Annotated in this window: 15 protein-coding genes; 10 read left to right on the top strand and 5 right to left on the bottom strand. The window is 63.0% G+C overall.

All coding sequences use genetic code 11. The annotated features are described in order from the left end of the window. The first annotated feature begins 88 nt into the window (after window positions 1-88). The 10 genes from B9Y64_RS01600 (at window position 89) to B9Y64_RS01560 (ending at window position 7,406) form a co-directional block, all read left to right on the top strand. Window positions 89-427: a hypothetical protein gene (locus B9Y64_RS01600; protein ID WP_100439234.1), complete on the top strand. Its 339-nt coding sequence runs from the start codon at window positions 89-91 to the stop codon at window positions 425-427. Between the two features lie 45 nt (window positions 428-472). Next, window positions 473-937 carry a hypothetical protein gene (locus B9Y64_RS21850; RefSeq protein ID WP_157804468.1) on the top strand — a complete coding sequence of 155 codons (465 nt, stop codon included), beginning with the start codon at window positions 473-475 and terminating at the stop codon, window positions 935-937. Window positions 938-1,219: 282 nt separating this feature from the next. After that, window positions 1,220-1,627: a hypothetical protein gene (locus B9Y64_RS01595; RefSeq protein WP_157804467.1), complete on the top strand. Its 408-nt coding sequence runs from the start codon at window positions 1,220-1,222 to the stop codon at window positions 1,625-1,627. A 111-nt stretch (window positions 1,628-1,738) separates the two neighbouring features. Continuing rightward, window positions 1,739-2,200 (top strand): hypothetical protein, encoded by a 462-nt coding sequence (locus B9Y64_RS01590; protein WP_157804466.1) that lies wholly within the window; start codon window positions 1,739-1,741, stop codon window positions 2,198-2,200. Window positions 2,201-2,274: 74 nt separating this feature from the next. Next, on the top strand, window positions 2,275-2,484 hold the full coding sequence (locus tag B9Y64_RS01585) for a DUF596 domain-containing protein (RefSeq protein WP_238379825.1): 210 nt from the start codon (window positions 2,275-2,277) through the stop codon (window positions 2,482-2,484). After that, window positions 2,485-3,030, top strand: a complete 546-nt coding sequence (locus B9Y64_RS01580) for a hypothetical protein (protein WP_100439231.1) — start codon at window positions 2,485-2,487, stop codon at window positions 3,028-3,030. A 130-nt stretch (window positions 3,031-3,160) separates the two neighbouring features. After that, window positions 3,161-4,048, top strand: coding sequence for a DUF2628 domain-containing protein (locus B9Y64_RS01575; RefSeq protein ID WP_100439230.1), 888 nt, complete (start codon window positions 3,161-3,163; stop codon window positions 4,046-4,048). After that, window positions 4,048-4,440 (top strand): hypothetical protein, encoded by a 393-nt coding sequence (locus B9Y64_RS01570; RefSeq protein WP_100439229.1) that lies wholly within the window; start codon window positions 4,048-4,050, stop codon window positions 4,438-4,440. The genes B9Y64_RS01575 and B9Y64_RS01570 overlap by 1 nt, the downstream gene beginning before the upstream one ends. 209 nt (window positions 4,441-4,649) lie before the next feature. Next, window positions 4,650-6,872: a methyl-accepting chemotaxis protein gene (locus B9Y64_RS01565; protein ID WP_100439228.1), complete on the top strand. Its 2,223-nt coding sequence runs from the start codon at window positions 4,650-4,652 to the stop codon at window positions 6,870-6,872. Between the two features lie 165 nt (window positions 6,873-7,037). Continuing rightward, window positions 7,038-7,406 carry a glycine zipper 2TM domain-containing protein gene (locus tag B9Y64_RS01560; RefSeq protein WP_005415760.1) on the top strand — a complete coding sequence of 123 codons (369 nt, stop codon included), beginning with the start codon at window positions 7,038-7,040 and terminating at the stop codon, window positions 7,404-7,406. 129 nt (window positions 7,407-7,535) lie between these two features. On the opposite strand, the gene B9Y64_RS01555 is transcribed toward B9Y64_RS01560, so the two are convergent. The 5 genes from B9Y64_RS01555 to B9Y64_RS01535 form a co-directional block, all read right to left on the bottom strand. Then, on the bottom strand, window positions 7,536-8,663 hold the full coding sequence (locus B9Y64_RS01555) for an ABC transporter permease (RefSeq protein ID WP_100439227.1): 1,128 nt from the start codon (window positions 8,661-8,663) through the stop codon (window positions 7,536-7,538). Continuing rightward, window positions 8,660-9,847 carry an ABC transporter permease gene (locus B9Y64_RS01550; RefSeq protein ID WP_100439226.1) on the bottom strand — a complete coding sequence of 396 codons (1,188 nt, stop codon included), beginning with the start codon at window positions 9,845-9,847 and terminating at the stop codon, window positions 8,660-8,662. Before B9Y64_RS01550 ends, B9Y64_RS01555 begins: the two co-directional genes overlap by 4 nt. Beyond that, entirely contained in the window at window positions 9,832-10,845 is a 1,014-nt protein-coding gene (locus tag B9Y64_RS01545; RefSeq protein ID WP_100439225.1) for an HlyD family secretion protein, read from the bottom strand. Before B9Y64_RS01545 ends, B9Y64_RS01550 begins: the two co-directional genes overlap by 16 nt. Continuing rightward, on the bottom strand, window positions 10,838-12,244 hold the full coding sequence (locus B9Y64_RS01540) for a TolC family protein (protein ID WP_100439224.1): 1,407 nt from the start codon (window positions 12,242-12,244) through the stop codon (window positions 10,838-10,840). The genes B9Y64_RS01545 and B9Y64_RS01540 overlap by 8 nt, the downstream gene beginning before the upstream one ends. Before the next feature lie 78 nt (window positions 12,245-12,322). Then, window positions 12,323-13,216: a LysR family transcriptional regulator ArgP gene (locus B9Y64_RS01535; protein ID WP_100439223.1), complete on the bottom strand. Its 894-nt coding sequence runs from the start codon at window positions 13,214-13,216 to the stop codon at window positions 12,323-12,325. Between the last annotated feature and the right edge of the window lie 101 nt (window positions 13,217-13,317).

The raw sequence follows: 13,317 nt of genomic DNA, 5'->3' as shown, positions 1-13,317 counted from the left end.
TGTCATGCTAAGATCAAGTTTTCAAGTAATGGATGACGGTACTCGAAAATTCAGTACTTTCATTCCCTCTCGATAAATAAGGTGGACTATGAAGTATCCGGCGCGTGAAGAATTTCTTGAGAGGTTTGGGCTTGAGCCTTTTAAGGTGGATCCGGAAATTGGCCTGTTTGTTTACAGGGAGGGCTCGGAAGGGCAGGTTGAGGTTGAGTTCTCCTTTAGCTTGGTAATGCGGTCTTTTCAGGTTTCAATTTTTATTGGTGGGGTGGAGGTTTCTGTTATCTCATCGGAGGGTGTGGATTCGATTTCGATATTTGAATATGCTGGAAGGTCCGGTTTGCGTATTGAATTTATTTCTGAGCTGGGCCTATCCAAGGCTGAGTTGGTGCTTGAACCAACGATACATCTCGTCTGGTCTAGGCTTGTTTAGGAAGGATGTTCGGCAGCGAGCTGGCGAAGTGAGAAGTGAGGTGCCATGAATTTGCATGAACCGATTGATATTTTCGAGGCAACTGAGTGGTACGTGTATTTGCTCAGTTTGGATGAATACTCGCCCCATGCGCTTTTGGGCGTGGGTGAGGGGGTTGGTAACGATGCAAAATGGCAGTTTGCGGTTGATTTGACACTCAGGTGTCTTGTTTCAGGGGTGTGGAAGTTCTCAGTCCCAAACATTCTTGATGAGCTTGGGTTGACCAGTGCTGAGGAGTTCTGTGCTCAACTGTCGCAGTTCGATCCATTTGCGCTTTCCGAAGATGGGGAGAAGTATTGGCTTGATTCCTATATGGTTGCTTCTTCGGTGTGCTCTAGCGTGGTTTCAAGGCACTTGATTTCTGCAGATGGACCCGTGTTCTCGTCCGGATTCTTTGAAGAGATTGATGGATTGTTTTCTCTGTCGGGAGTGGCATGGTGTGAAGGTTCTCTTATATTGATTTCTTCCTGATTAAACTGGCGGCAGCGGCTGCACCCTTGCCGCCTGACCGAGGGTAGTGCCTCCATCGGCGGTAAACACACGTCGGCGACTGATTTCAAGTTGCGTCGATTCTTTTCAGGTGGATACTTGGGGTGGAATAACCGCCAAACTTGTAGGGTTATGGGATGGGGGTTTGATGGCTATCAATCATCTTGAGTATCGTCGGTGGCGCGTACATTTGTGCTGAGCGCCTCCTCGCAAAAAATAATAGGATTAAGGGCGGGCGGGAGGGCGGGCGCTTGTGTTTAAAAGATGATGCAAAAACTCTGCGACGAATCATGGAATCCAGAAGTTCAAGTGATCAATAACTGGTTGGGTGATCTTGATGCAAGGGGGTTTGTTGGCAGGGTGGAGCGTCTTGATGTTGATGTGATCTGGTGGAATAGCTTTGACTATCTTCCCGATCTTTCGTTTGAAGAAAGGAAGCAGTTCTTCCGGTGGGGCTTAGGTGCTGTTTTGAGGGAGGGGAGGGCCAGGCTCGAAGATGTGAATGGCTTTTGGGGCGGTACCGTTGATGAGCAGATTGAGCGCTTCATGGCGGCTTGGCCGCCTGAGTTGGACTGGGATCCGGACATGTTCTGGGTTGCCAAGCCTGGATATGGCTGGGTTCCTGGCGGTTTTGTCTGGAAGCTGGAAGATGGTAGCTATTTCAGTCCGTAGATCTAAGTGCTGCTGGGGGCGGAGATGTCGGAACGAAGGAGGACGAATCCGGAGCATGGACAAGGGTCTTAACCCATTCGGTCGCTGACGGGATCTGAGGGGGAGCTATTGATGAATCATGCGTTTGAGATTCTTATGGAGGCTGTTCCGTGGGTTCACGTGTCCACGGTGCTGGAATCGATCGGTCGCATGGCTGAGTCCGTCTCGCGGACTGAGCTGGATGGCGAGCCGATAGCGGTTGGCGACTGGCTTGCAGGAAGTGTCGATGACTTCCCGTGCAGTTCTTGCATGATCCAGGAGATCAGAGGTTTTAGGCTGGGATCTACTGTCTATATTCCTCTGTTTCTGATTCGCGCCTTTAGATTCGACGGGGCAGTAAGTATCGATTTCTCATTCGATATGGATTGGTCGGATGTTGCTGTCGCCATGCCCATTCTGCATCGGCATTTCCAGCAATTGAAGTTGCTGAGTGGAGCGCGCACTGTGTTTGGAGGGATGGAGCCTGCGCAGGATCTGGGTACTAGATTCTTTACAGATGATGAGCGCGGCCCTTTAGGGGGCTCTATTGCCTGATCCCGGGAGGAAGCCGCGGCTCCGTGAGGGTTGAGGCTTGATCTCTAAAGGGGTTTCAGCCACTGGCGTCCACAGTGAGGGTTATTTGCGCGTGTTCGCAGTCGGCGGCGAGCTCGATAAATAGGGTATGTAATACGGTTGGTCTAGAGCAGGTCGAGCTTCTTCGGGAGGCTTGGCCGTCGACTAGGGAAGAGTTGGAATCTGATCTGCGCCCTTGGTTCCTGATTGCAGCTCCTGCAGGAATTGTATGGGTTCTTGATAATGGTGAGCTTTGTTGGACTTGAATGAGCGCCGATGTGAATTCCATTGAGTGGGATGCGCCGATTGTTCCTGGCGTATCCATGGCAGCCATCCCTCTGCATGCGTCATACGGTGATCTGGACGCGGCTATCGCTGCCTATCTGATTGACCCGGATGCTCAGCTGTACAGGTTTGAGGGCGGGCCTGATCTTCGTCTGGAAAGGTATGGTCCTGACGAGCATGGAAATGGCGGGTTCCTGTTCTCCCTGCCTGGCGATGATCGCGCCGGTGATATGGCTGCGCTCTCCATTACGATCGGGGGCGGGGTTGTGTGGGCGATTAAGGTTTATGAACTGGGGATGCCGGGGGATGTCGTTGCACGTAAGTCCTACCGTGGACTTGCAGCAGGTTCAATTGGCATTGGAAGTCTGGTTTCAGATTTTCTTGGTTTCACCGAGTTGCATTTCGATGAGGCAGAGGAGTGGTTCTGTAGCGGAGGTGAGTACGGGGCCCGCGAAGTTTCCGGTTGGGGTGTGCCGCTCGAGGATCAGCCGGAGCAGGTCGTGACTGCAATCTGCGTTGTGGCTTGAGAGTGTTTCTGATCGTTGCATTGAGTTCGTGAAAAGCCGCGCTTGAATGCAGGCAGGGGCACCTCAATGGCCGCGATGCTACGTGGTAAGCGGTCTTGAGTGATTTTGTGTCGAGTTTGGATGAAGAATAATGAGAGCAAGGATTGAGCCCACCTTCGGTAACGTCGACGGTGAAGCGGTACAGAGCACAGGCGCAGCCTCCGATGGGCTGAGCGAGAAGGACGCACTGGCGATCGTGGTAGGAGACAGGTTCTCCACCTACCTCCACCAATGGAGGCTGTACGAAGCAAGCGGCAGGGCGCCAAGGCGATGGAACTGGCCGGCATTCCTGTTCTCGTCACTCTGGTTCTTCTTCCGGCGCATGCATGCGTGGGGCACGATCTGGTTCATCCTTTCGCCGTTGCTGATGACCACCTTCGTGCTGCTGGGGCTGCCATGGTTGTCCTTGCTCTCTTTCGTGGTGTTCCGCGTCCTTGCAGGAATCCTGGCGAATCCGCTGTACCTGGCGCACTGCCGAAGGATTGTCCGCAAGGTTGATGCCGAGCATCGCGGGGCACATCGGCGGCATCTTGAACTGCAGAAGGCTGGTGGTGTCAGCTACACCGCTCTGGTGATCGCCTTGGCGGTAACGGCCTCGCAGAACACCCTGATCAAACTGATCGTTGGTTCGATATCAGAGCCAACGCCCACGCAGTCTGCTGTGCACGTGGCGGCGAACCCGCCGGATCTACCGGACCCGCAGATCGAGCAAGCGGAGCGTGAGGAATACCAGGAGCAAATGCGTGCGATCGCAATGACGGCGTGGCCAGCAGGTGTTCCCACCGACGGCAATGCCTGCATTGTCGAGCTGCGTTTGGCGCCCCCAGGACGCGTGCTGGAGGCCAATGTTCTGGAGCCCTGCACGTTGAACGACGCCCAACGCGAGATGATGCTGGGTGAAATTAGGCACACGGACTTCACGATCGAGGGGAAGATGAGGTTCTTCAACCGGCATACCCTCATCGGCTTGCGCAGGTAATGAGCATTTCGCTGTTTCTCGAGGTCGAAGCCGGTGCAGACCTGGCTGCCGTGCTGCACGCCCTGGATTCGATCCAGGCCGAGTACTCCGACGGTACTGACGGTCTGCATGGATATCTTCCAGCATCCAACACTGGCTTCCGGTTCGGCATCGTCGACCCGCCGGAGGCGCTCGTAGCAGAAGGGGTTGAAGCCGAGTGGCAGGTGGGCCTGCTGGGCTCGTTTCATTTCCGCGCGAGCGGGTTTGAACGTGCCTGGGAGGAAATCTGCCACTTCATCAGGCGCTACGCCGCGACGTGTGGGTTCCGCTTTGTGCTCTCGTTCCAGTTCGAGAGCATCTACGCGGCAAGGCTCGGGAAGGATCTGGTCTTCCCAGGGCCTGCTGCCCCGTAATGCCAGATAGCGGGGCGGCAGGCCCCGGCCTGATCCCATTCTCGGTACACGTGGCGATATGGGTTCTGGATATAACGCCCCGTGCAACGCCTGTTTTCACGCCTGTCTGCACAGTTCCAGAGTTTTGGATCGATATAATAATACGGACCCATAAAGTTTCCCTTGCCTGCGCCGCCATCGATCGTACGGCCATGATCAAGGGAATTGAGATGCTCGCCTTACGCAACCTCCGAGTGGGATCCCGGCTGGGTGCCGGGTTCGGTTTGCTGCTGCTGTTCATCGTGGCCATCGTCGGCCTGGTGCTGTACGGAAATCACCTGAAGTCCGCCCAGTTCGAGAAAGTGGTGGACGTCAACATGGTGAAGATGCGGCTGTTGAACGACATGCTGGATACCAACAACGCGGTGCTGATGCATCGCCGGCTGATGGTGATCAAGCGCGGCGAGGATTTCGACAAGGATTATCAGAAGGCGCAGGAGCTGTCGCAGACCTACGACGGCATCTGGGCCAAGTACATCAAGATTCCGCGCGACGCCACCGGCGATACCCTGGTTGCGAAAATCGACGCGGCACGCAAGGCCACCGATGCTTCCACCCAGCATCTGCACGAGCGCATGAAGGCCGGTGATTTCGACGGTGCGGCCAAGGGACTGCTTGCCGAGCACGGCCTGGCCACCGCATGGAATGAGGCGATCTCGACCCTGCTGCGGCATCAGGAGGCGCTGACCGCGCGCAGTCGCGAGGAATATCGTTCAACCGAATCCTGGACCGGCACGCTGTCGATCGTGTTCGGCGTGCTGAGCCTGATACTGGGCTCGCTGGCCGCATGGGCCATCACCCGCAGCCTGACCCGCCCGCTGGAAGGGGCGGTGACGCTGGCCGACGGTATCGCCAATGGGCGGCTGGACAGCAGCATCGACGCCTCCGGCAACGATGAGGTGACCCAGCTGCTCAGGTCGATGCAGCGCATGCAGGCGCAGTTGCAGTCGGTGATGGCAGCGCAGGGCGAGCTGGCCCGCCAGCATGATGCGGGCAGCCTCAGCTATCGCATGGATGAGAGTGCCTTCCCCGGCGACTACGGGCGCATGGTGCACGAGACCAATGCGCTGGTCGGCTCGCACGTGCAGGTGCAGAACCGGTTGATCGAAGTGATGAAGCACTATGCCCGTGGTGACCTGTCGGTGGACATGGATCCGCTGCCGGGCGAGAAGGCGGCGATCACCCAGGCCATGGACGAGACCAAGACCAGCCTGTCGGCGATCAACAGCGAGATCCGCCGGTTGGCGACAGCGGCCGCGGCAGGCGACTTCAGCCTGCGCGGCGACGAAGATCGCTTTGCCTATGATTTCCGCGACATGGTGGCCGGGCTCAATCGCCTGATGCAGACCACCGACGAGAACCTGGTGCAGGTATCGACCCTCCTGCAGGCCATCTCGCGCGGCGACCTGACCGTGCGCATGCAGGGCGACTTCCACGGCGTGTTCGCCCGCATGCGGGATGACTGCAATGCCACTGTCGATCAGCTCAAGCAGATTGTCGGCCGCATCCAGGCCAGCGCGTCGAGCATCAATCTGGCGGCAGGCGAGATCGCCTCGGGCAACACCGATCTGTCGCGGCGTACCGAGCAGCAGGCGGCGAACCTGGAAGAGACGGCTGCGTCGATGGAGGAACTGACCTCCACCGTGAAGCAGAACGCCGAGCATGCGCGCCAGGCCAACCAGCTCGCGATTGGCGCGCATGGTGTCGCCTCGCAGGGCGGCGAGGTGGTCGGACAGGTGGTCACCACGATGTCGGCCATCGAAGCCTCGTCGAAGAAGATCGCCGAGATCATCTCGGTCATCGATGGCATTGCGTTCCAGACCAACATCCTGGCGTTGAACGCGGCGGTGGAAGCCGCGCGCGCCGGCGAGCAGGGAAGGGGCTTTGCGGTGGTGGCCAGTGAGGTGCGTACGCTGGCACAGCGCTCGGCCGGCGCGGCCAAGGAGATCAAGGGCCTGATCGAGGACTCGGTGGGCAAGGTGGCCGATGGATCGGCCCTGGTCCGCCAGGCGGGCACCACGATGGGCGAGATCGTGGCCTCGGTGCAGCGGGTGACCGACATCATGGCCGACATTTCCGCTGCCTCGCAGGAGCAGAGTTCGGGCATCGAGCAGGTCAACCAGGCGGTGGTGCAGATGGACGAGACCACGCAGCAGAATGCGGCGCTGGTGGAGGAAGCCAGCGCCGCGGCACGTTCCATGGAGGAGCAGGCCAACCTGCTGGCCGAGGCGGTTTCGGTGTTCCGCACCGGCGCGGCAACCGCGGCGGCGGCCGTGCGTCCGGCCCTGGCTGCGGTGGCCGCGACGGTCACCCCGGTGCGCAGGCCGGTGGCCCTGTCGCCGCGCATCGAGCCGACACTGGCGGCCAATGCTGGCGGTTGGGAAGAGTTCTAGAACGAGGCATGCCGGTAGGGAGACGGCGCCCATCACGATGGCTGATCGTGATGGGCGCGCATTTTCTTCCTGAACGCGCGATGGCCGATGAGGCGGCGGACACGTGCATTTCACTTCCGGTTGCCAACCCCGGGAGGAGACTTGCGGCATACCGGAACTCAGGAGATGGCCATGAAGACCTCGACCCGATTGCTTGTGCTGGGCACCCTGCTGGCGGCATCGTCGGTGGCCGGCGCACAGACCTACGGCCCGCGCGACGAGGGACGCAAGTTCAACGACGGCAGCCGCGTGGTGTGCAAGAACGTGGAAGTGCAGCGCAACTCGCGCGATCCCAACCGCATTGCCGGTACTGCCACCGGCGCGGTGATCGGCGGCCTGCTGGGCAACCAGGTGGGCGGCGGCAATGGCAAGAAGCTCGCTACCGTGGCCGGTGCCGTTGCCGGCGGTGCGGCCGGCCGCCAGATCCAGGGCAACAGCCAGCAGAAGAACGGCGACCGCGTGGTCGAACGCCGCTGCGAACGCGTCTACCGCTGACCGATCGCTGCCACACCCGATTCGCTCCCTTCCACACCTCAGTACGTGAACGCCGGCCCCGCGCCGGCGTTCTTCGTTGCAAAAAAGGGGACGGAGGGGATTAAGTCGCAATCCCCCCGAACCAGCTGCTTACGACTTAATCCCCTCCGTCCCCTTTTTTGCGAGGAGGCGCCAGGTGGCGAGGCTGCCGTAGAGCAGCAGCAGGACGGCGAGGGTGATCAGTTCGTGGCTGACTTCGGCCAGGCGGGCGTCCATCTGGTTCAGGCGCACCATCAGGTTGATGCCGGAGGTGGTCGGCAACAGCTGCGCGAGCCAGACCAGCGGCTGCGGTGTCATCACCGCCGGCCAGGACAGGTTGGCGAGGAAGAACAGCGGGATCGAGGTGGCGATGATGTACTGGAAGGCGCGTTCGCGGGTGCGGAAGAAGCTGCCGACGAACAGGCCGAAGGCCACGGTGGCGGCGATGAACAAGGTGCCGCCCAGCAGCTGGCCCAGTGGATTGCCACCGCGTGGATAGTCCTGCACCCAGGCGGTGAAACCGGCGTAGTAGAACAGGCCGAACAGGCCGATCAGGCTGAAGCCCAACGCCATGCCGGCCAGGGTCGGCAGGTCGAAGCGCAGGCGCCGGCCGAGCGCGAGGCGGCGGCCACCGAGCAGCACGCCGATGCCCATCAGCAGCGTCTGGTGCACGATCAGCTCGGCCACGCCGGGCACGATGGCGCTGCCATAGCCTTCCTGGGTGTTGTACAGCGGGCGCTGCACCAGGGTGACCGGCGGTGCCTGCGGTGCACCCATGAAGGCGGCCTGGCCGACCACGGCGTCGCGCCCGAACGCGCCCAGTGCATCGGCCACGCTGCCCAGCACCCAGCTGGCGCGGCCCAGATAGGCGCCGTTGCCGAGCAGCACCAGCCTGGCCGGATGGCCACGCAGGATGTCGCGCTCCAGGTTGGCCGGGATCAGCACGATGCCCTCGGCGTGGCCGGCTTCCAGCTGCTGGCGCGCACTGTCGATGTCCGCCGGTTGCCCGACCACGCGTGCGACACGTAGTGCATCGAGCTTTCGCAGCAGCTCGCGGCTGGTCGCGCTGTGGTCTTCATCCACCACCAGCACCGGCAGGTTGCCGGCCACCTGATGACGGTACGCGGCCGGGTAGAAGAACGAGTACAGGATCACCGCGCCGACCATCACCACGATCGCGTAGCGGTCGCACAGCACCGCCATCAGGGTCTGTCGCAGGCTGCGCCAGAGTGCGCTCATGCGTCGGCCCCTGCGGGTTGTGCGGCTGCAGGTGTACGCGCAAAGGCGATCAGGCGCAGGCCGCCGATGCCGCCAGCCACCACTGACATCAACAACAGCGTGGCCAGCGGCCATGCCGAAATCTGTAGCGGCGAACCGATGAACTGCTGCTGGGTCTGCAGCTTGATGTAGGCACTGAGTGGCAGCAGCTGATGCCAGATGCGGGTAAACAGGGGGCCGTCCAGCACCGGGAAGGTCGCGCTGGAAAACGCCAGTGCGGTGCCGATGCTGAGGCCGACCGCGGACAGCGCGGTGCCCATGTCGCGGGTGACGCCGACGAAGAACAACGCATAGGTGGCCGTAGCCAGGTAGAACAGGGGCTGTGCGAGCAGCAGCAGGAGCACGCTGCCCGCCACGCCATCACCGCGCAGCCATGCCAGGTAACCGATGCCGAGCGCGCCATACAGCGAGAACAGCAGGATGTACGGCGCGACCTTGCCGGCAATCGCAGCCCACGGAGTGCGGCCCAGCCAGGCGGGCAGGGTGCCGTCGCGGATCTCGCGGCCGAGGCTGCCGGCTACCGCAAGGGCCAGTACCAGCGACAGCACCGCCGGGAAGATCAGCGGCAGCAGGAACAATTCGTAACTGCGTGCGGGGTTGTAGAGGATGTCCGACTGCACCGCGATCGGTGCCGCACGCAGCTTGCCGGGGCCGACCTGCAGGCCGATTCGCTCGCGCAACAGGCGTGCATTCCAGGCCGAGACCGCGTCGCCGATATCGCGCGCCGCGGATTGGCCAGTGGTCATGTAGGTCGCGTTGTAATAGGCGAACACCGTGCCCTGGCGCCCACGCAATGCCTGTCGGGTGACATCGCGTGGCACCAGCACGATGGCGAACACATCCAGGCTGCGCAGCTGCGAACGTGCGTCTTCCAGGTCCACCGGCTGGCTGGCGATGCGCACGCCCGGGCTGGCATCGAGCATGCGCAGCAACAGGCGGCTGTCACTGCTGTGGTCGAGGTCGACCACCGCTATCGGGATGTCGCGCATCACCGAGGGCGTGAACATCCACGCCATCACCACCAGCATCAACAGTGGCAGCAGGGTAACCAGCAGCAGGTCGGCACGGTTGCCGCGCAGCGACCGCAGCTCGCGCCGCCACGAGGCGGCGAAGCCGCCACCATCGGGACTCAGTGCTGGGGCCATGCGAACAGCACGCTCATGCCGGGGCGGAAGCCCTCGATGCGGCGTACCGGGCGCACCCGCACCTCGAAGCTGCGGACGTCGTAGCCGGACGACTGGCGGGTGGTACGCCAGGTTGCATAGTCGCCGGCGGGGTTGATGAAGTAGACCTCGAACTCGCCGTCCTGCCCGAGCGCCGGCACGCTGCCCTTCAGCGTGCTTCCGACCTTCAGCCCCTGCATCTGCGATTCGCGCAGGTTCATCGCCACCCACATCCGGTCGATGTCGACCAGGGTGAACACCGGGTAGCCGGCCGGCACCAGTTCGCCCGGGTCGGCCATGCGCTTGTTGATCTCGCCGGCCACCGGTGCGCGTCCTTCCACTTCGACACGCGCGGCGTTGACTTCGGCCACCGCGCCCTGCGCCTGCTGCACCTGGCCCTGCGCGGCACGCTTGTCCTGCTCGCGTGCGCCGGCCAGTGCCATGTCGTACTGCGCGCGGGCGGCACGGGCCAGTTCGCGCGAACTGGTCGCCTGGGCATGCGCTTCATCGCGCTTCTGCCGGGTCATCACCCCTTCGTTGAACAGGTTCTGCACACGCTGGTAGGTGGCTTCGGCCAGCGTCGCACCGGCTTCGGCCCGCTTCCAGTTCGCTTCGGCGGCGCGGATGTCTTCGCTGCGCGCGCCTTCGTCGGCCTTGTCGGCCACCGCCTGAGCGGCGGCCAATGCGCCATGCGCCTGCTGTTCCTTGGCGGCCACTTCGGGGCTGTCGAGCAGGAACAGCACCTGCCCGGGCTGCACGCGGTCGCCCTCGCGCACCTTCAGTTCGGCCACGCGCGCGGTGATCTTGGCGGCCACGTTGATGGTGTCCGCGTCGGCCATGCCCTGGATCTGGTCGGCCGGGCTGCGCCAGGCCAGCCACAGGCCGAGCACCACCACGATCAGCAGTACCACCACCAGGATCGGCCCCAGCCGTCGCTTGCCGGGGGGCGTCGTCGCTTCGTCGTGCAGCACATCACTCATGGTCGATCACCTCGTCCGCACGCCGCCGGAACTCTTCGAAACGGTCCATCTGTCCACTGACCTCCAGCAACTGTGCCAGCGCAATATCGTATTGGTAGGCGGCCTGGGCGCGCTCGACACGGGCGCCGCCCAGGCCGAGCCGCGCGTCGATCACATCCAGCGAGGTGGCCTGGCCTTCGCGGAACGCCAGCTCCTGCAGGCGCAGGTTTTCCTGTGCCTGGGCGATGCTGCTGTCCAGCAGCACGTACTGCTGGCGCGCGGTTTCCAGTTCGTTCCAGGCCTTGCGCACGCCCAGCGCGACCTGGTTCTCGGCCTCGCGCAGGCCCGCTTCGGCCTGTTCCTGCTGCGCACGCGCGGCGCTGATCTGCGCCGGTCGCGAGTTCGGCGACAGGAAGGTGTACTTCAGGCCGATGCCGAACGCCCAGTCCGGATCGGTCAGCATTTCGTCGCGGCGGCGGAAGTCGTACTGGCCGAAGGCGAAGATCTGCGGCTTCAGCTTGGCCTGCTGCACGCGCACGCCCTGTTCGGCCTGCGCCACCATCGCCCGCAAGCGTGCGATCTGCGGCTGGCGTGCCTGCGCCGTGCGCTCGAAGCTGGCCACCGGTTCCAGCGGCACGCGCTGCACGAACAGCGGTGACACCGGCTGTACCTCGCCGCCACTGCGCAGCAGCGTGGCCAGTGCGGCCTTCAGCGTGGCCAGGTCATTCACCGTCTTCTGGTATTCGCGCTCGGCCTTGTCGCGGGCCACGGTGGCCTGCAGGCGCTGGGCGCGGGTCGCGAAGCCTTCGCGTTCCAGCTTCTCCGCGTCGGACAGGTGGCGGTTGAGGCCATCGCGCACGTCGCGGCGCACGTCCACCGCCTGCTCGGCCAGGCGCTGGCCGAAATAGGCCTGGGCCAGCTGCACGGTCAGCGACTGGCGCTGTGCTTCGCGCTCGGCGCTGGCCTGCTCGTGTGCGGCGCTGGCCGCACGTTGTGCGGCCGGAATCACGCCGCCGGTATACAGCGGCAGCACCGCGGTCACCACCGGGCGTGTGCGCCAGTCGCGTTCGGTGAACGACAGCGGTGAGTCGATGCCATAGGCCTCGGCCACCGGGGCCAGCGAACCCAGTGGCAGGGTGAGGGTCTTCTGGAACTGCAGGCGGCGTACTTCCCCGGTGATCTCCGGCAGGCGCAGCAGGCGGGTGGCTTCCTTCAGGTCCTGCTTGTTGCGCACGGCGGCGTCAGCGGCGGCCAGGGCATCGGAGACCTGCTCCAGCCGCTGCCGTGCCTGCTCCCAATCCAGTGCCGGTGCATCGGTGGTGGTCTGCGCCGGCGCAGCCAGTGGCAGGCAGGCTGCCAGCGTCAGCGCCAGCGCGGCCTTCGCGCAGTGCATCCTTGTACGTCGGCCGATCACGCCCATGCCGTCCCAGTGGTGAAGAAGTGCGCAAACGGTAGTGCGCGCGGCGTGAAGCCCGGGTCTGCGGTCATCGGTTCGTCCTCAACGAAGGGTGCCGCTGGCCGCAGTGCGCAGCGCCTGGGTGATGTGCTGCAGCGTGCTTGAGCGCACGGCAGCATGCTGCCAGTACAGCGGCACATCGAGCCAGCGGCGGGGTTCCAGTACCACCACGCGGCCGGCGCGCACGGCGGGCGCGACCAGTGTTTCCGGGGCCATGCCCCAGCCGAGTCCGCACGCGGCGGCTTCGACGAAGCCGGTGGAGGAGGGCAGGTAGTGTAACGGCGGCTGCAGCCGCGCGCGGGTCAACCGCCGCACGAAGCGCCACTGAAGTTCATCCTTGCGGTTGAACACCAGCATCGGCGCGCGCGCCAGGGCTGCGGCCTGCATGCCATCGTTGAAGTACTGGCGGGCGAAGCCAGGCGAGGCGATGGCGTGGTAGCGCATGGCGCCGAGTGGATGCACGTTGCAGCCCTTCACCGGCTGGCTTTCTGCAGTGACCGCGCCGAGCACGCTGCCATCGCGCAGCAGCTGCAGGGTGTGGTCCTGGTCGTCCATGCGCAGGTCGAACAGGTAGCCATGGCGCTGGTGCAGGTCGGCGATGGCCGGCACGAACCAGGTATCAAGGGAATCATCGTTGACCGCCAACGGGATCGGCGTGCGCACGGCGTCGCTGCCCCGCTCGGGCAGCAGTTCGGCCAATGCCTCGGCCTCCAGCGCCTGCATCGGCCGGACCCGGCGCAGCAGCGCTTCCCCGGCAGTGGTGGGGCGGCAGGGGGCCTGGCGTACCACCAGTACCTGGCCGAGCCTGTCCTCCAGGGCCTTGATCCGCTGCGACAGCGCCGATGGGCTGATCGACAGACGGCGTGCCGCCGCCTCGAAGCTGCCTTCCTCCAGCACCGCGGCAAACGCGGCCAGCTGCGGGTGTACCAGGTCCATGCCGTGCCTCTTCAGTTTTTCTGCACAGGATAAAGAAAAATCAGATTGTCTAAACGTGGCCGTTGGCCGCACCCTGCGCGTCCTCTCGCTGCCTGGCCTGT

It is taken from the genome of Stenotrophomonas maltophilia, assembly GCF_002799245.1.
GTDB classification, from domain to species: Bacteria; Pseudomonadota; Gammaproteobacteria; order Xanthomonadales; family Xanthomonadaceae; genus Stenotrophomonas; species Stenotrophomonas maltophilia_S.
The sequence above is the reverse complement of the archived record's forward strand: the minus strand, read 5'-3'. Positions and strand labels throughout refer to the sequence as shown.

Bases quoted from the DNA above. Each gene is read 5' to 3' on its own strand.
- B9Y64_RS01600 (WP_100439234.1), top strand. From the start codon at position 89: ATGAAGTATCCGGCGCGTGAAGAATTTCTTGAGAGGTTTGGGCTTGAG.
- B9Y64_RS21850 (WP_157804468.1), top strand. From the start codon at position 473: ATGAATTTGCATGAACCGATTGATATTTTCGAGGCAACTGAGTGGTAC.
- B9Y64_RS01595 (WP_157804467.1), top strand. From the start codon at position 1,220: ATGATGCAAAAACTCTGCGACGAATCATGGAATCCAGAAGTTCAAGTG.
- B9Y64_RS01590 (WP_157804466.1), top strand. From the start codon at position 1,739: ATGAATCATGCGTTTGAGATTCTTATGGAGGCTGTTCCGTGGGTTCAC.
- B9Y64_RS01580 (WP_100439231.1), top strand. From the start codon at position 2,485: ATGAGCGCCGATGTGAATTCCATTGAGTGGGATGCGCCGATTGTTCCT.
- B9Y64_RS01575 (WP_100439230.1), top strand. From the start codon at position 3,161: ATGAGAGCAAGGATTGAGCCCACCTTCGGTAACGTCGACGGTGAAGCG.
- B9Y64_RS01570 (WP_100439229.1), top strand. From the start codon at position 4,048: ATGAGCATTTCGCTGTTTCTCGAGGTCGAAGCCGGTGCAGACCTGGCT.
- B9Y64_RS01565 (WP_100439228.1), top strand. From the start codon at position 4,650: ATGCTCGCCTTACGCAACCTCCGAGTGGGATCCCGGCTGGGTGCCGGG.
- B9Y64_RS01560 (WP_005415760.1), top strand. From the start codon at position 7,038: ATGGCCATGAAGACCTCGACCCGATTGCTTGTGCTGGGCACCCTGCTG.
- B9Y64_RS01555 (WP_100439227.1), bottom strand. From the start codon at position 8,663: ATGAGCGCACTCTGGCGCAGCCTGCGACAGACCCTGATGGCGGTGCTG.
- B9Y64_RS01550 (WP_100439226.1), bottom strand. From the start codon at position 9,847: ATGGCCCCAGCACTGAGTCCCGATGGTGGCGGCTTCGCCGCCTCGTGG.
- B9Y64_RS01545 (WP_100439225.1), bottom strand. From the start codon at position 10,845: ATGAGTGATGTGCTGCACGACGAAGCGACGACGCCCCCCGGCAAGCGA.
- B9Y64_RS01540 (WP_100439224.1), bottom strand. From the start codon at position 12,244: ATGGGCGTGATCGGCCGACGTACAAGGATGCACTGCGCGAAGGCCGCG.
- B9Y64_RS01535 (WP_100439223.1), bottom strand. From the start codon at position 13,216: ATGGACCTGGTACACCCGCAGCTGGCCGCGTTTGCCGCGGTGCTGGAG.